The sequence below is a fragment of the Stenotrophomonas sp. 2694 genome (assembly GCF_040548715.1).
GTDB lineage: Bacteria > Pseudomonadota > Gammaproteobacteria > Xanthomonadales > Xanthomonadaceae > Stenotrophomonas > Stenotrophomonas indicatrix.
This window is the reverse complement of sequence record NZ_JBEPSG010000005.1, coordinates 58,198-77,204: the sequence shown is the minus strand read 5'-3', so window position 1 is coordinate 77,204 and position 19,007 is coordinate 58,198. Positions and strand designations below refer to the sequence as shown.

The 19,007-nt window shown below is 66.9% G+C and carries 16 protein-coding genes; 3 read left to right on the top strand and 13 right to left on the bottom strand.

Features of this window, described 5'->3' with window-relative positions; translation table 11 throughout:
• Positions 1-310: 310 nt before the first annotated feature.
• Positions 311-3,085, bottom strand: coding sequence for a DNA polymerase I (gene polA / locus ABIA73_RS08310; protein ID WP_248151463.1), 2,775 nt, complete (start codon positions 3,083-3,085; stop codon positions 311-313).
• A gap of 97 nt (positions 3,086-3,182) precedes the next feature.
• Between polA and ABIA73_RS08305 the strand changes: the two genes are divergently transcribed.
• On the top strand, positions 3,183-3,467 hold the full coding sequence (locus ABIA73_RS08305; RefSeq protein ID WP_025878043.1) for a DUF2782 domain-containing protein: 285 nt from the start codon (positions 3,183-3,185) through the stop codon (positions 3,465-3,467).
• A gap of 628 nt (positions 3,468-4,095) precedes the next feature.
• Here the strand turns inward: ABIA73_RS08305 and ABIA73_RS08300 are convergent.
• The 4 genes from ABIA73_RS08300 to ABIA73_RS08285 all read right to left on the bottom strand — a co-directional run bounded on the left by ABIA73_RS08300 (position 4,096) and on the right by ABIA73_RS08285 (position 9,136).
• Complete coding sequence (locus ABIA73_RS08300; protein ID WP_025878044.1) at positions 4,096-4,542, bottom strand: universal stress protein; 447 nt, start codon at positions 4,540-4,542, stop codon at positions 4,096-4,098.
• A gap of 192 nt (positions 4,543-4,734) precedes the next feature.
• Positions 4,735-5,751 carry an RNA 3'-terminal phosphate cyclase gene (gene rtcA, locus ABIA73_RS08295; protein WP_354275634.1) on the bottom strand — a complete coding sequence of 339 codons (1,017 nt, stop codon included), beginning with the start codon at positions 5,749-5,751 and terminating at the stop codon, positions 4,735-4,737.
• 81 nt (positions 5,752-5,832) lie between these two features.
• The gene (locus ABIA73_RS08290; RefSeq protein ID WP_134833270.1) at positions 5,833-7,059 is read right to left on the bottom strand and encodes an RtcB family protein; all 1,227 of its coding nucleotides are present in this window, start codon (positions 7,057-7,059) and stop codon (positions 5,833-5,835) included.
• 529 nt (positions 7,060-7,588) lie between these two features.
• Positions 7,589-9,136 carry a VWA domain-containing protein gene (locus tag ABIA73_RS08285; RefSeq protein ID WP_025878049.1) on the bottom strand — a complete coding sequence of 516 codons (1,548 nt, stop codon included), beginning with the start codon at positions 9,134-9,136 and terminating at the stop codon, positions 7,589-7,591.
• A gap of 187 nt (positions 9,137-9,323) precedes the next feature.
• Here ABIA73_RS08285 and rtcR point away from each other — a divergent pair, with 187 nt between their 5' ends.
• Together rtcR and ABIA73_RS08275 are read left to right on the top strand one after the other, a co-directional pair.
• On the top strand, positions 9,324-10,916 hold the full coding sequence (gene rtcR / locus ABIA73_RS08280; protein WP_354275633.1) for an RNA repair transcriptional activator RtcR: 1,593 nt from the start codon (positions 9,324-9,326) through the stop codon (positions 10,914-10,916).
• A gap of 78 nt (positions 10,917-10,994) precedes the next feature.
• Complete coding sequence (locus ABIA73_RS08275; RefSeq protein ID WP_165780913.1) at positions 10,995-11,153, top strand: hypothetical protein; 159 nt, start codon at positions 10,995-10,997, stop codon at positions 11,151-11,153.
• An 89-nt stretch (positions 11,154-11,242) separates the two neighbouring features.
• Here ABIA73_RS08275 and ABIA73_RS08270 read toward each other — a convergent pair whose 3' ends face one another.
• The 8 genes from ABIA73_RS08270 to dnaQ form a co-directional block, all read right to left on the bottom strand.
• The gene (locus tag ABIA73_RS08270) at positions 11,243-11,797 is read right to left on the bottom strand and encodes a hypothetical protein (protein ID WP_033832536.1); all 555 of its coding nucleotides are present in this window, start codon (positions 11,795-11,797) and stop codon (positions 11,243-11,245) included.
• 210 nt (positions 11,798-12,007) lie between these two features.
• A complete protein-coding gene (locus ABIA73_RS08265) occupies positions 12,008-12,334 on the bottom strand; it encodes a low molecular weight protein tyrosine phosphatase family protein (RefSeq protein ID WP_059065622.1) in 327 nt (108 codons plus the stop codon).
• 97 nt (positions 12,335-12,431) lie between these two features.
• Entirely contained in the window at positions 12,432-14,624 is a 2,193-nt protein-coding gene (gene uvrD, locus ABIA73_RS08260; protein ID WP_059065625.1) for a DNA helicase II, read from the bottom strand.
• A 9-nt stretch (positions 14,625-14,633) separates the two neighbouring features.
• Positions 14,634-16,055, bottom strand: coding sequence for an FAD/NAD(P)-binding protein (locus ABIA73_RS08255; protein ID WP_354275632.1), 1,422 nt, complete (start codon positions 16,053-16,055; stop codon positions 14,634-14,636).
• A 24-nt stretch (positions 16,056-16,079) separates the two neighbouring features.
• Positions 16,080-17,498 (bottom strand): cardiolipin synthase, encoded by a 1,419-nt coding sequence (gene cls, locus ABIA73_RS08250; RefSeq protein WP_025878058.1) that lies wholly within the window; start codon positions 17,496-17,498, stop codon positions 16,080-16,082.
• A 206-nt stretch (positions 17,499-17,704) separates the two neighbouring features.
• The gene (gene rpmG, locus ABIA73_RS08245) at positions 17,705-17,872 is read right to left on the bottom strand and encodes a 50S ribosomal protein L33 (RefSeq protein WP_170272460.1); all 168 of its coding nucleotides are present in this window, start codon (positions 17,870-17,872) and stop codon (positions 17,705-17,707) included.
• Positions 17,873-17,882: 10 nt separating this feature from the next.
• Entirely contained in the window at positions 17,883-18,119 is a 237-nt protein-coding gene (rpmB, locus tag ABIA73_RS08240) for a 50S ribosomal protein L28 (protein ID WP_005411638.1), read from the bottom strand.
• Between the two features lie 240 nt (positions 18,120-18,359).
• Positions 18,360-18,869 carry a DNA polymerase III subunit epsilon gene (dnaQ, locus tag ABIA73_RS08235; RefSeq protein WP_354275631.1) on the bottom strand — a complete coding sequence of 170 codons (510 nt, stop codon included), beginning with the start codon at positions 18,867-18,869 and terminating at the stop codon, positions 18,360-18,362.
• Between the last annotated feature and the right edge of the window lie 138 nt (positions 18,870-19,007).

The window sequence follows — 19,007 nt, the reverse complement described above, 5'->3', positions numbered from 1 at the left end:
GTTTCCCTGCTGGGCGGTGGCCCAGCGTGGCGCAGCAGCGCACAAATAAAAAGCCCCGCTGACCAGGGGGAGGTCAACGGGGCCGGGGAACGGGCGCTTGGGGAGGAGCCCCCGTTCCGAGATCTGCTCCAGGGGATGGGAGAGATCCACGACAGGCATTGCGCCTGTCGGGAGTTATAGAAGCACTCCGAACACTAACGGTTCGTGAAGGGGCCCAATTTAATAAGCACCCATCAGGGAAACATTCATGTTTGAGTCAGAAATATCATGCAAATGAACGAATTCACAGCGTTTTCGGCCTGAATGCGACTCAGTGCGCCTCATCCCAATTGCTGCCAGTACCGGTATCGACCACCAACGGCACCCGCAATTGTGCCGCTTGCGACATGCGCTGCACGACATTGCTACGCAGTTCTTCGATGAAACCGGCCTCGGCTTCGAACACCAGTTCATCGTGCACCTGCAGGATCATCCGCGCCGGTGCGCCGCTGTCACGCAGCCATTTGTCCACATCGACCATGGCGCGCTTGATGATGTCGGCGGCGGTGCCCTGCATCGGTGCATTGATCGCCGCACGTTCAGCGCCAGCACGCAGGCCCTGGTTACGTGCATGAATGTCGTTCAGGTACAGCCGGCGACCGAACAGGGTCTCCACATAGCCCTGCTCGCGGGCCTGCTCGCGCATGCGCTCCATGAAGTCACGCACGCCCGGATAGCGGCTGAAGTACAGCGCCACGTAGTCCTGCGCCTGGCCACGGTCGATGCCGAGGTTGCGGGCCAGTCCGAACGCGCTCATGCCGTACATCAGGCCGAAGTTGATCGCCTTGGCCGCGCGACGCTCGTTGCTGGTCACTTCTTCCAGGGTGCGGCCGAACACCTCGGCGGCGGTGGCGCGATGCACGTCAGCGCCCTGCTCGAAGGCCCGCACCAGGCCCGGGTCTCCGGACAGGTGGGCCATGATCCGCAGCTCGATCTGCGAATAGTCGGCCGCCAGCAGCTGGAAGCCTTCCGGGGCGATGAACGCACGGCGGATGCGGCGGCCATCCTCGGTGCGGATCGGGATGTTCTGCAGGTTCGGATCGGACGAGGACAGGCGGCCGGTGGCGGCACCGGACTGGTGGTAGCTGGTGTGCACCCGGCCGGTTTCGGAGTTGACCATCTCCGGCAGCTTGTCGGTATAGGTGCTGCGCAGTTTGGCCAGGCCACGGTACTCGAGGATCACCCGGGGCAGCTCGTGCTGCTCGGCAATCGCCTCCAGCGCCTCTTCATTGGTGCTGGGCTGGCCCTTGGGGGTCTTCACCACCGCCGGCAGCTTCAGCTCGTCGAACAGCACCGCCTGCAGCTGCTTGGGCGAATCCAGGTTGAAGCTGCGCCCGGCCAGTTCGGTGGCCTTCTGCTGCGCGGCCAGCATGCGCGAGGACAGGTCCTGGCTCTGCCGGCGCAGTTCGTCGGTGTCGATCCGCACGCCATTGGCTTCGATGCTGGCCAGCACCGGCACCAGCGGCATCTCGATGCTGCGGTACACGCTGTCCAGGGTCGGTTCGGCCAGCAGCTGCGGCTGCAGCGCGTGGTGCAGGCGCAGGGTGATGTCGGCGTCTTCGGCGGCGTAGCGGCCGGCCTCGTCGATGCCTACCTGCGAGAACGAAATCTGCTTGGCGCCCTTGCCTGCCACGTCCTCGAACTTGATGGTGTTGTAGCCCAGGTAACGCAGGGCCAGCGAATCCATGTCGTGGCGGGTGGCGGTGGAATTGAGCACGAAGCTCTCAAGCATGGTGTCGTCGTGGTAGCCCTGCACGTCCACGCCATGGCGGCGCAGCACGTGCAGGTCGTACTTGCCATGCTGGCCCAGCTTCTTCTTCGCCGGGTCCTGCAGCACCGGCCGCAGCGCATCGAGCACCTGTGCCAGCGGCAACTGTGCCGGCGCGCCGGGATAATCGTGGCCGACCGGGATGTAGGCGGCCTTGCCCGGTTCCACCGCCAGGCTGATGCCGACCAGGCGCGCACGCATCGCATCCAGTGCGTCGGTCTCGGTGTCGAAGCTGACCAGGTCAGCCTGCTGCACGCGCGCGACCCAGGCCTGCAGCTGCTCGGTGGTCAGCACGGTCTCGTACTCGCCGGGCGCCGACAGCGCCGGATCGAGCTCGCCGACGGGCGGCGCTTCGGCGCTGCCACGGGCAAAGCCGGCCGCGGTGCCACGCAGGCTCGGCGTCGCGTCGTTGGCCACTGCAGGCGCCGGTACCGGCCCGCCCAGCTCCTTCAATGCCTGGGTGAAGCCGTAACGCAGGTACAGCTCGCCCAGGGTGGGCACATCCGGATCGCGCAGGGCCAGCGTGGTCGGGCTGGCGTCCAGCGCGACGTCGGTGCGGATGGTCACCAGCTCCTTGTTCAGCGGCAGGCGCTCCAGTGCGGCGCGCAGGTTTTCGCCGATCTTGCCCTTCATGGTCGGCGCCGCTGCCATCACCCCGTCCAGATGCTGGTATTCGGCCAGCCACTTGGCGGCCGTCTTCGGCCCGCACTTCTCCACGCCGGGCACGTTGTCCACCGTATCGCCCATCAGCGCCAGCAGGTCGACGATCTGGTCGGCGCGCACGCCGAACTTGTCCATCACCGCCGCGTCCGAATCCATGCGGCTGCCGGTCATGGTGTTGACCAGTTCGATGCCCGGCCGGACCAGCTGCGCGAAATCCTTGTCGCCGGTCGAGATGGTGACCTTCAGGTCCTGTGCCACGCCCTGCAGGGCCAGGGTGCCGATCACATCGTCGGCCTCCACGCCGTCGATGCGCAGGATGCTGATGCCCAGCGCTTCGACGATGCGGCACATCGGCTCGACCTGGCTGCGCAGTTCATCGGGCATCGGCGGGCGGTTGGCCTTGTACTGGTCGTACAGGTCATCGCGGAAGGTCTTGCCGGGGGCATCGACGACGAAGGCGACGTAGGCCGGGCGCTCCTTCAGCGTCGAGCGCAGCATGTTGACCACGCCGAACAGCGCGCCGGTGGGCTCACCCTGTGCATTGGACAGGGGCGGCAGCGCGTGGAACGCGCGGTACAGGTAACTGGACCCGTCGATCAGGACTAATCTGCTCATGTGTCGATTCTACGCGCCTGTTCCTGCATCGCGGCGACACGGCAGCGACGCGGCGTTGGGGCATAATCAAGGCTCTTTCCAGGCAAAGGCCCCGCCGATGAAGACCCTGATGCTGGCTTCCCTGCTCCTGCTTGCTGGCTGCGCCAGCATGGGCGGTGCGGGCGCTCCCCCGGTGGACGTCAAGGGCGCCGATGTTTCCAAGCGCACGATGGACAACGGCGACACCATCGAGGAATACCGGGTGTCCGGCCAGTTGCGCATGGTCAAGGTGACGCCGGCACGCGGCGCCCCGTTCTACATGTATGACAAGAACGGCGATGGCCGCTTCGACAATGACAAGGATGGCGTGTCGCCGGTGTACTGGAAGCTGTACAGCTGGTGACGTGGCCGGGGTCGGATCCCTTTCCACGGGAAAGGGCTCTGACCCCATCAAGGCGATCGGCACGGCCCATCCACGCATGGCGTGGATCTACTGCGCATTGCGGTGGCCCCATCCACGCATGGCGTGGATCTACTGGGCATTACGGTGGCCCTATCCACGCATGGCGTGGATCTACTGGCATTGCGGTGGCCCTATCCACGCATGGCGTGGATCTACTGGCATTGCGGTGGCCCTATCCACGCATGGCGTGGTTCTACTGGCATTGCGGTGGCCCTATCCACGCATGGCGTGGATCTACTGGGCACTGCAGTGGCCCTATCCACGCATGGCGTGGTTCTACTGGGCATTGCGGTGGCCCCATCCACGCATGGCGTGGATCTACTGGGCATTACGGTGGCCCTATCCACGCATGGCGTGGATCTACTGCGCATTGCGGTGGCCCCATCCACGCATGGCGTGGATCTACTGGGCATTGCGGTGGCCCCATCCACGCATGGCGTGGACCTTTGACGGTGAACTGGAGTAGATCCACGCCATGCGTGGATGCTCTTCGGGCCGCCGATAAAAAACAACGCCGGCGCGCATCCTGCGGCCGGCGTCGGGTCCCCTCCCCGGGAACGCTTCCGTATCAGCGGATGACCAGCACCGGCAGCGTGCTGCGGGCCAGCACCTCGGCGGTCTGGCTGCCCAGCAGCACGCGGGTGACGCCGCGGCGGCCGTGCGAGGTCATTACGATCAGATCGCTGTTGCGCTGGCCCGCCGTCTCGATGATGCCGTCGGCCGCGTAGCGGTCCAGCACATGCACCGGATTGGCGGTGATGCCCTGCTCGGCCGCCTTGGCCAGGGCCGGCTGCAGCACCTTCTGCGCGCCTTCCTCGCGGTCGGCCTTGTACTCCGGGCTGTTCATGTAGCCCACGCTCCAGCCCATGGCGTCGTACATGCCGACGGCCCAAGGCTCGGAGACGGTGACGATGTCGACCTCGGCGTTGAGGTCCTTGGCCAGCTCCAGGCCCTTGGCCAGGCCCTTGTCGGCCAGCTCCGAGCCATCGGTGGCGATCAGGATGCGCTTGTACATGGTGGGGCTCCGCGGTGATCCAGCCAGTGGGAACGACACCATTACACAGCCTGTGTGGAGATCGTGCCTTGCGCAGGATCAATCCGGCAGTGCGCAGCGATGCCTGCGCAGCGCGGCATGATCGGCCGACGCGCCCAGGATCGACAGGCGACTGGAATGCTCCGGTAGCGCCGGGCCACGCCCGGCGGGCACTCAGGCCTGCACCGTCACCCGCCAGCCACCGTCGTGCGGCTGCCAGTCGAATTCCACCGCCAGGAACTTCTCGATCAACCGAGCATTGCTGACCAGGTGATCGCTCAGCACGTGGGTGGTGAACGCACCGCCGCCTGCCAGCGCCATCGGCAGCAGCAACTGGTCGGACAGGTACTCGCCAACAGCACCGGTCCCGTCCAGGTACTGCTTGACCTGCCCGGCCAGGCGCGCCCCGACCTGCTCGGCGGAGACACTGCGCTCGCCGTGGCCGCTGAACACCTCCACGTGATCACCATGACGCACGCGCACCAGGGCGACATTGCCCGGTCCCAGCGCCGGCCGTATCGACTGCACGTTGCGCGGGTGCGGGTCCACGCCCAGCGTCTCGGCCAGTACCTGCAGTTCGCGCAGGCCGATGCCGCTGGACAGGCCGGACATCAGCACCTGTGCCTCGATCGCCTGCAACGGTGCACGCACCTCCAACGACGGCGGCTGCAACGCCGCGCACGGCTGCACCTGCACCTCCATCACGCCGCCACCGGCTGGATGGAAGCCGTGCTGCAGCAGCTGCATCGACGCCTGCACGCCCATCCGGCCCAGCGCGGGCAGATAGCTTTGCGCGATGAAATCCGCGCTGGGTGCCAGCGGATTGTGGGTACCGCCTTCCAGGCGCAGCTGCGACGGCCCCTGCGCGCGCCACAGCGCGGGCAGCACGGTCTGCAGCACCAGCGTTGCCGAGCCGGCGCTGCCGGTCGCGAAGTGGTAGGTGCCGGCGCTCACCCGCCCCGGCTCGAAACGCAGCGAGGTAGCGCCCAGTTCTGCACCGTGCACGCAGGCGTTGCCGACCCGCGCCGCAGCGTTCACCGCGGTCAGGTGCTGGCGCATCAACCCCGGCTTGCGCCGGATCGCGCGGATGTTGTGCAGCGTGAAGCCGGTGCCGGTGCACAGGCTCAGGGTCAGTGCCGAGCGCAGCAGCTGTCCGCCTCCGTGCCCGCCATCCAGTTCAATCATGTCCATCTGTCTGTTCCTCCGTGCCCGTTGTTCGATGCCGGGCCTTGCTGCCGTGCGCGGCGCAGTGTACGCCGCGCACGGGTTGCCTCATCCCTTCACGCACACCACCTGGCGCAGCGTGTGCACGATCTCGACCAGATCGCGCTGGGCCTCCATCACCGCCTCGATCGGCTTGTAGGCCGCCGGCGATTCATCCACCACCTCCGCATCCTTGCGGCACTCCACGTGCGCGGTGGCCTTGGCGTGGTCATCCACCGTGATCAGCTTGCGTGCCTGGGTACGGCTCATCACGCGGCCGGCACCGTGGCTGCAGCTGTGGAAGCTGTCCTCGTTGCCGAGGCCACGCACGATGAAGCTCTTGGCCCCCATGCTGCCCGGAATGATGCCCAGTTCGCCCTTGCGCGCACTCACCGCGCCCTTGCGGGTCAGCATCACTTCCTTGCCGAAGTGGGTCTCGCGGTTCACGTAGTTGTGGTGGCAGTTCACCGCCTCGGCCTCGGCCTCGAACGGCTTGCTGATCACCGTACGCACCGCGGCCACCACGTTGCGCATCATCACCTCGCGGTTCATGCGTGCGAAACGCTGCGCCCAGTCCACCGCGAACACATAGTCGCCGTAGTGCTGGCTGCCCTCGGGCAGGTAGGCCAGGTCCTGGTCGGGCAGGTTGATCATCCAGCGGCGCATTTCCTGCTTGGCCAGCTCGATGAAGTAGGTGCCGATGGCATTGCCTACGCCACGCGAACCGGAGTGCAGCATGAACCACACGCGCTGCTCCTGGTCCAGGCAGACCTCGACGAAGTGGTTGCCGGTACCCAGCGTTCCCAGGTGCTTGAGGTTGTTGGTGTTCTTCAGGCGCGGGTGACGCTCGCAGATCAATGCGAAGTCATCGACCAGCTGCGCCCAGCCTTCCACCGCCAGTTCGGGCGGCGTGTCCCAGCTGCCCTTGTCGCGGCCCCCGCGGGTGACGCTGCGGCCGTGCGGCACCGCCCGCTCGATCGCGCTGCGCACCGCCGACAGGTTGTCCGGCAGGTCGCTGGCAACCAGCGTGGTGCGCACCGCGATCATGCCGCAGCCGATGTCCACGCCCACCGCTGCAGGAATGATCGCGCCGATGGTCGGCACCACCGAACCCACGGTCGCGCCCTTGCCCAGGTGCACGTCGGGCATCACCGAGATCCACTTGTGGATGAAGGGCAGCTTGGCGATGTTCTGCAGCTGCTCGCGCGCCTGGTCTTCCAGCGGCACGCCGCGGGTCCACAGCTTGATCGGTGCAGCGCCCGGCTGCTGGATCACGTCGTAATTGAGGGTGGTCATGGTGATGTTTCCTTTCATCCAAAGCAAAAAACAAAGAAGGTGCGGTGACAAAGGGGGTGGAACATTCCGTCACCCGCGTTGCCGCGGAGGACGGCCGGGACTTGAACCCGACCCCGAAGGGCTTCCGATGTAGTTCCACCTGCATTCCCCGCGCAACGAAAGCGAAGGTGCCGGCAGCACGACAAGAATCTGGAGGAACATCCTGCTCTACCACTGAGCTACTGCCGCGTTGCCGTGGCAGGCGGGAGTCGAACCCGCGACCTGGAGCTTAAGGGGCTGTAGTTCCTCCGGCATTCGCGCTGCCGGCATTGAAGCGGTGGCACCGTTGCCGGTGCCGTTTGAAAAGGTGCGGTGACAAGGGAGGTGGAACGTCTGCCTCCCCACGACAGGCAGGAAACGCGGGACTCGAACCCGACCCCGAAGGGACAACCAATGTAGTTCCACCAGCATTCACCGCGAAAACGAATTCCTGGCCCTGCCCGGCTGGCCCCATTGCCAGCCGGGCGGTCCGTGCGGCCTCCCTGCCGCCTTACAACGCCATGTCCTGGATGCGCTCGACCCAGCTGCTGCCGTCCTCGGCCGCAGCGGCGTACTGCGCCATCAGGTCGAACACCGCATCGCTGAAGCCACCGATGTGCAGCACGTCACCGCGCTGCACGGTCTGGCTGCTGGCCACCGGCTGCAGGTCGATGCACACCAGCCGCGCCTGTGGGCAGCGACGCTTCAGTGCATCCCACTGCAGCATCGTGGCCGTCTGGCCGCCCTGGCGGGTGTCACGCCAACTCTCGTTGTCCGACACCAGCACCACCAGGTCCACCGGCTCGCGCCGCAGGTTGAGGTAGTGCAGCGGCGCGCTGACCGACGTACCACCGCCGTTGATGGCCAGCTGGCGGGCCAACGTCATCACGCTGTCGCGCGGGTTCAGGCGCACGTGGCGCACCTCGGTATCGAACGGCAACACCTTGGCCTGCGGCTGGCCGCGCAGCACGCAGGCTGCAACCAGCGCCGCCACGTCCACGCAGCGCGCCGCCGTGCTGGAGCCCTTGCGGTAGCCGGTTACCGGCGACTGCATGGAACCGGACACGTCCACCGCCACCACCACCCGCCCGGGCAATGCCGGGGCCGACGCCGTGGCGATCTCCATCGCGTCCTGCAACGCTTCCAGGATCGGCGCCGGCAAGCCACCGCCGGCGTGGAAGGCCATCAGCAGCTGGTAGGGCAGTACGCGGGCACGACGCACCTGCTGCGGATCACGCAGGCGCTCTGCGATCACCTGCACCATCGCCGGATCGTCGAACACGCCATGGCGGGCGAACGTGTTGAGGTTCATCCGCATCGACTGCCACGATGCATTGCGGGCCAGTGCCGACCACTGCGCCGCGTCCAGCGGCAGCGTGCTGTAGTACTGGAACGGCAGGTCCGGCGGCAGTCCGCGCGGGTCACGCTTGAACGCCTCGTACGCCTGCACCACTGCCGGCAGCTGCTCCTCGTCGTAGGGACGACCGATGATCCATGCATACAACGCCTTGCGCTCGGCGTTGGCCGGCTTCGGGTGCACCATGCGGATCACATCGGCCAGCGACGGCTGCTGGCCGATCGCCGCACGCACCAGCGTTTCCGCCGACGCCTGCTGGATCCACTCACGCACCCTGCGCTTGGGCAGCGAGCCCAGCGAGCGGCGCCCCACCTGGCCGCTGCGCATGATCTGCACGAAGGTGCGCAGCTGGCGGCCGTTGTCGATCACCCGCGGGAAAACCAGGGCGAACGCCTCCGGGTCGCGCAGGCTCAGCACCGCCAGCAGCAGCGCCGGCATGTCCTTCATGTGTGCGACCTGGCGGGCGTACAGGGCGGTGCGGGCAATGAAGCGCGGCTCGACCTGCGCGGTCAGCGCCAGCACCTGCTGCAGCTGTGCCTCGGCGTCGCTGTAGAAGGTGTTGTTCAGGCACCCGGTGGCCGCATACAGCGCCAGCGCCGCACGCGGGTCGCGGCGGTAGGCCAGGCCACCGGCTTCATTGACGGTGTCTGCCTGCGGCGGCTGCGGCGTGCGCATCCAGGAGAAGAGCGAAAGGTTGGCCATGCTGATGTCCTCGGCGGGAACAGCCCGCGTCGTGTCTTGCCGGATATAGAGCAATGGCCGTGCCAACTTTTGCGAAACAATCGCATGCCATTGATTTCGAAATGATTTCAATGAAATAAGACTGTCCTGCCCAGCGAACATCGGCGAAAAGATATATATTTCCCGCGCCTCTTTTATAGGAATGGATATGGCGCGTCGGCAGGTGGTATTCGGCATGCTGGGCACCCAGCTCGACGCAGGCGAGGGTCCGGGCCGCTGGCAGAAGTGGCGCCCGACCGTTTCGCTGGGCATGCATGAGGATTTCCTGCCCGACCGCATCGAGCTGCTGCTGGATGAGCGCCGCTACAGCAAGCTGGCGCGCGTGGTCTGCGAGGACCTGGCGCAGGCCGCGCCGGGCATCAGCGTGCAGCGTCACGACACCTACCTGGCCGATCCATGGGAATTCGAGGGGGTCTACGCCTCCCTGCACGACTTTCTCGCGCGCTACCCGTTCCAGCCGGAGGAGGAGGACTACTACGTCCACATCACCACCGGCACGCACGTGGCGCAGATCTGCTGGTTCCTGTTGACCGAGAGCCGTCATTTCCCCGGACGGCTGCTGCAGACCTCGCCACCGCGCAAGCAGGACGGTGCCGCCGGCACGTACGCGATCATCGACCTGGACCTGTCGCGCTACGACCACATCGCCCAGCGCTTCGCCCAGCAGCAGCTGCTGAATCGCGACCTGCTGAAGGGCGGCATCGCCACCCGCAACGCCGCCTTCAACCGGATGATCGAGCAGATCGAAACGGTGGCGACCCGCTCGCGCGCGCCGATGCTGCTGATGGGACCGACCGGCGCCGGCAAGAGCCAGCTGGCCAAGCGCGTGTTCGAGCTGAAGAAGCTCAAGCACCAGCTGCCCGGTCGCTTCGTCGAAGTGAACTGCGCCACGCTGCGCGGCGACGGTGCGATGAGCACCCTGTTCGGTCACACCAAAGGCGCCTATACCGGCGCTTCCAGCGACCGTGCCGGCCTGCTGCGCTCAGCGCACCAAGGGCTGCTGTTCCTGGACGAGATCGGCGAACTCGGCCAGGACGAACAGGCGATGCTGCTGCGGGCGCTGGAAGAGAAGCGCTTCCTGCCGGTCGGCAGTGACCGCGAAGTGGAGAGCGATTTCCAGCTGATCGCCGGCACCAACCGCGATCTGCAGCAGTCGGTGCTGGAAGGTCGCTTCCGCGAAGACCTGCTGGCGCGCCTCAACCTGTGGACGTACCACCTGCCCGGGCTGGCGCAGCGCATGGAAGACATCGAGCCGAACATCGAGTTCGAGCTGGAGCGCTGGTCGCTGGACCAGCATGCGCGGGTGCGCTTCAACACCGAGGCGCGCACGCGCTATCTCGCATTCGCCACCAGCCCGGAAGCGGCGTGGCGTGGCAACTTCCGCGACCTGGGCGCGTCGATCATGCGCCTGGCCACGTTGGCCAGCGCCGGGCGCATCCAGATCGAGGGCGTGGAGGACGAGATCGCGCGCCTGCGGGCACAGTGGCGCGGCGGCGATGCGCCGTCTCCGCTGGATGCCCTGCTGGGCGAGGCCGTGGACGCGCTGGACCGTTTCGACCGCGTGCAGCTGGAAGAAGTGGTGCGGGTCTGTGCACGCTCGAAGTCGCTGTCCGCCGCCGGGCGCGAGCTGTTTGCGGTCTCGCGCACGCAGCGCGCCAGCACCAACGACGCCGACCGCCTGCGCAAGTACCTGGCGAAGTTCGGGCTGGACTGGGAGCAGGTGCGGGGGCCGGCCCGGTAGCGCGACGGCCCGGCTTGCGCGTGCACCGGTCACGGCGCATGCTCCGGCTGCGACCCCCTACCTGAACGGAGATTTCCCATGCAGGACCGCCCCCGCTCGACTTCCAAAACCGGCCTGATCATCGTGCTGGCCTGTGTCGCTGCCTTCGTCCTGCTCGTGGGTGGCTACCAGTTCGGCAAATCACTGGCCAAGGCCGACAACGCTCAGCAGGCTGCGGCCGCCCAGCCAGCACGCTGACCGCGCTCCGGTAGTGCCGGCCGCTGGCCGGCAGCCGCCGCTATCCCGGCACCTGGAGCAGCCGGCCCGCTCCACCCGAAACCGCAGCTTCAGGCGATCTGCACCACGCGTGCGTTCTGGCACAGCGGGTAGCTGCCGACGAACTCGGCGATCGCCTCACGCATCGCCTCGAACGACTGGCCGTACATGTACAGCGCGGTCTCGCTCGGGCCCTGCCACCAGCTGCAGATCTCGCCCAGGCCATCGATGCGCTCGGACAGCTGTTCGAATACGTGGTTCGAATCGCACTGCTCGTACACCTCGTCAGGCAGGGTCAGGCCATCCAGGTAGATGCCCAGGCCTTCGGTCACGCCGAAGCTGCGGTCGGCCTCGCCTGCGCCCTGCACCTGCGACCCCTTCGGTGCCCCCAGCTGCTCCAGCAGGTCGACCAGCTTCGGCACGCCCGCGGCATCGACCAGTGCCACTTCGATATCGCCGTACTCGACTTCGCCCTCGTCGGACATCGCAGTACCGCCTCCGGTGATCCCGCCCAGCTCGGCCGCCTGCAACAGCGCGTCCAGCGGATCCTCGAACAGCTCATGGCGATGCTCGGGCTGCAGCCTGGCGTTCAACTTCACGGTGACATGCAGCGTGGGTTCGGTCATGAGGGCGTTCCTGGGAGATGTGGCCGCCATTGTAGAGCCGAAGGTAGCGGCAGGAACCGCTGCCAACGTCGCTTGCGACGGCCCGAAGGGTGACGGTCAGCACGAGCGGCATAGCCCATGCTCGGCTGCCTTTTGTAGAGTCGAGCCGTGCTCGGCTGCCTTTCCCCGTAGAATCAGCCGAGCGTGGGCTCGGCCCTGCAATCACTCCGGTCAGCGCAGGAACGGGATCACTTTGCGCTTGAGCAGTTCCACCAGCACCGGGTCCATGTACTCGTAGTCATCGGGAATATCCAGGCAGATCACCCGCTTGCCGTTCAACCATGCCTTGTAGCGGCTGGAAAGCCGGTTGCGGTGCGCCCGCTCCATCACGAACACCAGATCGGCCCACTGCAGCAGCTCGGGGCTGAGCACTTCCTCGGCGTCGGCGAGCAACCCGGCCGAGGCGGTTTCGACGCCCGGCCAATCGGCGAACACCTGCTCGGCCGTCGGGCTGCGCAGACGGTTCTGGCTGCAGAGGAAGAGCACGTTGCGGGTCATGAGCACTCGCCTTTGTAGAGCCGAGCCCGTGCTCGGCTGCTTTCCATCGCGTTGGGGTCAGAGCCCTCCTACGGGAGGGATCCGACCCCGGCGTTGATCAGATCACCGTCAGGTTGGCATACGCCATCACCAGCCACTTGCTGCCGGCGTCGGCGAACTCGATCTGCACGCGTGCGTGGGCACCGTTGCCTTCGTAGTCGGTCACCATGCCTTCGCCGAACTTGGGATGGTTGACCAGCGCACCCAGCTTGATCGGCGGCGTTTCGATGGCGGCGTGTCCCATCACCCGGCTTGCGCCCATCGACGCCGGCCGCGACACCTGCACCTTCGGCCGCACTTCGTGCAGCAGCTCGCGCGGGATCTCGCGCAGGAAACGCGAAGGCAGGCTGTAGTTGTCCTGGCCGTGGATGCGCCGCGATTCGGCGTAGCTGAGCACCAGCTTCTGCCGCGCGCGGGTGATGCCGACGTAGGCCAGCCGACGCTCTTCCTCCAGCCGCCCGCTTTCCTCCAGCGACCGTGCACTGGGGAACAACCCCTCTTCCACGCCGGCCAGGAACACCAGCGGGAATTCCAGGCCCTTGGCCGAGTGCAGCGTCATCAGCTGCACGCCTTCCTCGCCGGCCTGCGCCTGGCCCTCACCGGCCTCCAGCGCCGCGTAGGCCAGGAACGCGACCAGCTCGTCCATGTCCTCGCCCACTTCCTCGATGTCGTCGGCACGGCGCACGAAGCGCGAGGCCACCGACACCAGTTCGTCGAGGTTGTCGGTGCGCGATTCCGAATCCAGCGCGTTGCGGCTTTCCTTGCTCCAGTGCTCACGCAGCTGCGAGCGCACCAGCACATGGTCCACGCGCTCGGCCAGGGTCATCTGCAGGGTCTGCGCCTGCAGTTCGTTGACCAGCACCAGGAAGCCGGCCAGCGCATTGCGGGCTCGTGCCGCCAGTGCGCTGCCCTGGGTCACCAGCATGGTGGCTTCCCACAGCGAGATGCCCTGGGCGCGCGCTTCGCGGCGCACTTCGTCCAGCGTGCGGTCACCGATGCCACGGGTGGGCGTATTCACCGCGCGCTCGAATGCAGCGTCGTCGTTGCGGTTGGACAGCAGGCGCAGGTAGGCCAGCGCATCCTTCACTTCGGCGCGCTCGAAGAAGCGCATGCCGCCATACACGCGGTACGGCACCTGTTCGCTCAGCAGCGCTTCTTCCAGCGCGCGCGACTGCGCGTTGCTGCGGTAGAGCACGGCCACTTCGGTGTAGCTGCCGCCGTCGCGCACCCACTGCCGTGCGCGCTCGACGATGTAGCGCGCCTCGTCCATCTCGTTGTACGCCGCGTACAGGTCGATCGGCTCGCCGTCACCACTGTCGGTCCACAGCTGCTTGCCGATGCGGTCCGGGTTGTGCGCGATCACCGCATTGGCGGCACTGAGGATGTTGGCGGTGGAACGGTAGTTCTGCTCCAGGCGGATGGTCTGCGCGCCCGGGAAATCGCGCAGGAAGCCCTGCACGTTCTCGACCTTGGCACCGCGCCAGCCGTAGATGGCCTGGTCGTCATCACCGACCACGAACACGTGGCCCTCGTGCCCGGCCAGCACGCGCACGAAGGCGTACTGGATGGCGTTGGTATCCTGGAATTCGTCCACCAGGATCTCGCGGAACCGCGCGCGGTAGTGCGACAGCAACGGCGGATTGTCGCGCAGCAGTTCGTGCGCGCGCAGCAGCAGCTCGGCGAAATCGACCAGGCCGGCACGGTCACACCGCGCCTGGTACTCGGCGTAGGCCTGGCGCATGGTTTCCAGCCACGCATCGTTCGGCTCGGGCTGGATGTGCTGCGGGCGGCGGCCCTCATCCTTCTGCGCGTTGATCCACCAGGCAATCTGCTTGGGCGGGTACTTGCCGTCATCCAGCTCCAGCGCCTGCACCACGCGCTTGACCAGCCGCAGCTGGTCGTCCGAATCCATCACCTGGAAGCCTTCAGGCAGCTTGGCATCCTGCCAGTGCAGGCGCAGCAGGCGGTTGGCCAGGCCGTGGAAGGTGCCGATCCACATGCCGCGGCTGCCATGCGGCAGCTGCGCGTCGATGCGATGGCGCATCTCGCCGGCGGCCTTGTTGGTGAAGGTCACCGCGAAGATGCCGTGGGTCGGCACGCCTTCGACTTCATGCAGCCAAGCAATGCGGTGGGTGAGTACGCGCGTCTTGCCCGACCCGGCACCGGCCAGCACCAGGTGGTGACCGAGGGGAGCGGAGACGGCTTCGCGCTGGGCCGGGTTCAGGCCCTCAAGCAAGTGGGAGACATCCATGCCTCCATTTTACGGCATCGACGTCGCAGCTCCTGCGACCACCTGCGTGGCAAGTGCCTGCGCCTGCTGACGCAGTTCAGGCACCGCCAGGCTTTCCCACAGGCTACCGATGCGCAGGCTGCCGAGTACCCCCAGGCGCGCCTGTGGCTGGCCACCCGCTGCACACAACCGGTCGCCCGGCACACTGCTGTCCAGGCCCAGCCCATGCGGCCCGGAGCGGGCCAGGCCATCGGCCTGCAGTTGCTGCAGCAAGGGATTGCGCAGTGCCGAGGCGCGGGTCTCCACACCGGTGGCATTGACCACCGCAGCGATCGTCCACTGCACGTTGCCGCCGCCCGCCTCGCGGCCCGACAGCCGCAGGGCATCACCGTCGCGCCACACGCGCTGCAGGCGGGCGCGGTGAACGCGCAGCTGGCCGCTGGCCTGCAGCGCCTGCAACTGCTCAGCCACCGGTTCAGCAATGCGATGGCGGTGCACGTCCCAGTAGCGCACCACGTGGCGCAGGAAGCGGCGCTGGTCGGCGGCGTCCATGCTCTGCCACAGCGCTTGGCCGTGCGGGCGGATGCGATCCATCACGCCCTGCCAGGGCATGCCGTCGACCTGTGCCTTGCGCGCGTGCTGGCGCAGCGCGTGCAGGCGCTGGCGCAGGCTCATCGTCAGCAGCTCCTGCGGGTCGAACGCCGGCAGACCGCCGTGGGCGTGCGGCAATGGCAGCAGCCCGTGGCGCGAGATCACGTGCAGCGGTCCGCTATGGCCGCCGGCCACCAACGCCAGCACGGTGTCGGCCATGCTCAGCCCGGAGCCGACGATGGCCAGGGCATGGTCACTGGCCAGCGTGCGTACGCCGTCGTAATCCCAGGCCTCGACCACGTCATCGGCGGGCAACGCATCGGCGCCGTCCACCGGCAGCGGCCGCATGCTGTTGCCGGTGGCGATCACCACCTGCGCTGCATGCAATGCTTGGCCATCGCCCAGCTGCAGCTGGTAACCGTGGTCATCCGGATGCAACGCCATCACCGGCTGGGCCACCATCTGCAATCGCGCCGCACTGGCCGCTTCGGCCTCGCGCAGGCGTTGCTGCAGGTAGGCAGCGAAGTAGTGGCGACACACATAGCGTTCGCCCAGCACTTCGCGCGCCTCGCCCGGGTACGCGTTGGCGGCCTGCAGGAAATCGAGGAAGTCGCCAGGCTGGTCGGCAAAGGCGCTCATCTTCGCCGCCGGCACGTTCAGCAGGTGCTCCGGCCACGGCGTGGCATAGGCAATGCCCTGTGCCAGCTGCGAGGCCGGCTCGAAGATGGCCAGCGCCAGCGGCGCTCGGGCCTGGCGCAACACCTGGATCGCCACCAGCACCCCGGCCGCACCACCACCGATGATCGCCAGGTCCAGTTCGCCACTACGCGGTGAATCAGTCATGCGCCGATTGTAGGCCATCGGCCCTGCCCGGCTGGCGCTGGCCTACATCAAGGCATCGGCCAGGCGCGCGATGCCCTCGCGGCTGCGCAGCCACGCGGGACGCTTGCGCCACTGCTCCAGGTCCAGCAGGCGCGACTGGCGCAGGTAGTCGTCCTCGATGGCACACAACTGCGTGACCAGTTGTCGGTCGTAGCAGATCAGGCCGATTTCGGCATTCAGCGCGAACGAGCGGATATCCATGTTGATCGACCCGAGCACGGCGATGTCCTCATCCACGCTCATGTGCTTGGCATGCAGGAACTGCGGCTCGTACAGCGCGATCTGCACACCGCAGCGCAGCAGCTCGTCGTAGTAGGCCTCCTGCGCCCACGAGGTCAGCCGCTGGTTGTTGCTGGCCGACAGGATCAGCTGCACCTGCACGCCGGACAGCGCGGCGATGCGCAGTGCACTCAGCGTTGCTTCGTCGGGCACGAAGTAGGGCGTGACCATCACCAGCCGGCGCCGGGCAAGATGGATCAGCGCGGCCACCGCATCGCGCGCGTTGCTGTACGGGTAGGCCGGGCCACTGGGCAGCAGCTGGGTGGCGATGTCCTCGCTGCACACCGGCACGTCGGCGATGACCTCCAGGCGCTGCCCGGTTTCGATGTACCAGTCGCTGGCGAACACCGCTTCAAGGTGCGCCACCGCAGGCCCGCGCACGCGCGCCACCAGCTCGCGGTTGGGGTGGCCCGCAACGAATTCAGGGCGCGCCAGGTTCTGCGAACCGACATAGCCCACTTCGTTGTCGATCACCGCGATCTTGCGATGGTTGCGCAGGTCCATGCGTCCGCTGCGGCGCCAACGCAGGCCGCCGGGCAGCATCGCGCGCACTTCGATGTCACGTGACCGCAGCCGCTTGCTGTATGCGCGCAGGCCCCGCTTGGCGCCGACCGCATCCAGCAGCACGCGGCACTGCACCCCGCGCGCTGCGGCACGCTGCAGGGCTTCGACGATGGCCTCGCCCACCGTGTCATCGAACATCAGGTAGTACAGCAGGTGCACCCGGTCCTGGGCCTGGTCGATGTCGGCGATCAGGGTGTGCAGTGATTCGTCATAGTCGGTCAGCAGGTCGATCGCGTTGCCGTGCACTGGCATGAAATCGCCCTGGCGCTGCACCAGCGGCACCACTTCGGCGCTGGCCGAATCGGGCTGCGGCGTCCAGCGCAGGCGGCGCTGCAGCGCCTGTTCTTCACGGATGACCTGCGAGGCCTCGGCCTGCCGGCGGATGCGCTCGCGCGACAGCCAGGGATGCCCGAACAGCAGATAGAGCGGCAGGCCCAGCAGCGGCACGAAGCCGACCAGCAGCAGCCAGCTGCGCGCCGCGCCCGGCGTAGTGCGGGTGGGGATCCAGCACAGCGCCACCAGCCGGATCAGCCAGTCGATCAACAGCAGGTACGAGCCCAGCAGCCACTCGAACAGCATCGCGTCGCCCGTTGGGAGGTGTGGGGCCATTCTGCCCAGCGGGGTGTGCAGAGTCGAGCAGCGCTGGGGACAGCGTGCCGACCAACGGTCGGCACCCACGGGGTCGGAACGTGTCGACCAAGGTCGACACCTACCGGGGGCGGGGGGCACAAAAAAACCCGCCACGAGGGCGGGTTTTTTCGGAAGCGACCCGCAATCCTTGCGGATTACTTGATCTTGCCTTCCTTGTACGGGACGTGCTTGCGCACGACCGGATCGTACTTGGAGAATTCCATCTTCCCCGGGGTGTTCTTCTTGTTCTTGTCGGTCGTGTAGAAGTGACCGGTACCAGCGGTCGAAATCATACGGACCTTATCGCGCTTGCCTGCCATGATCGTCTACTCCTCAGACCTTTTCGCCGCGCGCACGCAGCTCAGCCAGAACGGAATCGATACCGTTCTTGTCGATGGTGCGCAGTGCATGCGCGGAAACACGAAGCTTCACCCAGCGGTTCTCGCTGGCAACCCAGAAGCGGCGCTCGTGCAGATTCGGCAGGAAACGACGACGGGTCTTGTTGTTGGCGTGCGAGACGTTGTTACCCGTCTGCACTCGCTTGCCGGAAACCTGGCATACGCGGGACATGGCGCACCTCGATAGTAAGTTGTGTCTCCCCGTAGCCCGGGGGACGGCGGCCTCGGTGGTTGCCCACCACACGTCAAGAGAATCAAAGGGTTACGCTGGCGTTGGGCGGCCGGGGACGTGCTCCCGGGGGCGCCGCCCGGCACGAAACCGGACACAGCGAGCCGCGCATTATGCACGCAATCAAGACCTTGCGCAACTTACCCACAGGCCACGCCTGAACACGATGACGGCGCCCTGCTCTCAGCGCAGGTGCGGTACCACCTGGGCCAGCAGGTGGGCATCCTTCAGTGCGCCATGCAGGCCGCGGGTGCCGGGAATACGCAGGCGCTGCAGCACATCATCGAGCTTGTTGGGCATGCCCGGCCAACGGCTGCGGGCCAGCTTCAGGCTGCAGGTCACGCGGCAGTGCTGGGCCAGCCCACCGGCGATGCCGGCCAGGCGCAGCTCGTTGTCGAGGAAGCCGACATCGAAGGTGGCGTTGTGCGCGACCATCTCGCTGCCACGCAGGAACTCCAGCAGTTCGGCGGCCTTGCTCGCAAACAGCGGCTTGCCCACCAGCATGGCATCGCTGATGCCGTGCACGCGCTGCGCGCCCCAGTCCACCTTCCGCTGCGGCTGCAGGTAGGTGTGGAACTGGCGGCCGCTGAGTTGTCCATCGACCAGTTCCACCGCCCCGATTTCAATCACCCGATGGCCCAGGCGATGCGAGATACCGGTGGTTTCGGTGTCCAGTGCGACGACGCGGCTCACGGCGCACGCCGGTATGCAGCGGCCGGCATGCGGCAGACAAGGGACGGTAGGGATGGCAGTGCGGTCATGCGGTGCTGGATCCTGTTGCGCGCGCCCCGTGCGGCGGGGGCAGATGAGGCGGGATTGTCCCACGCGGTG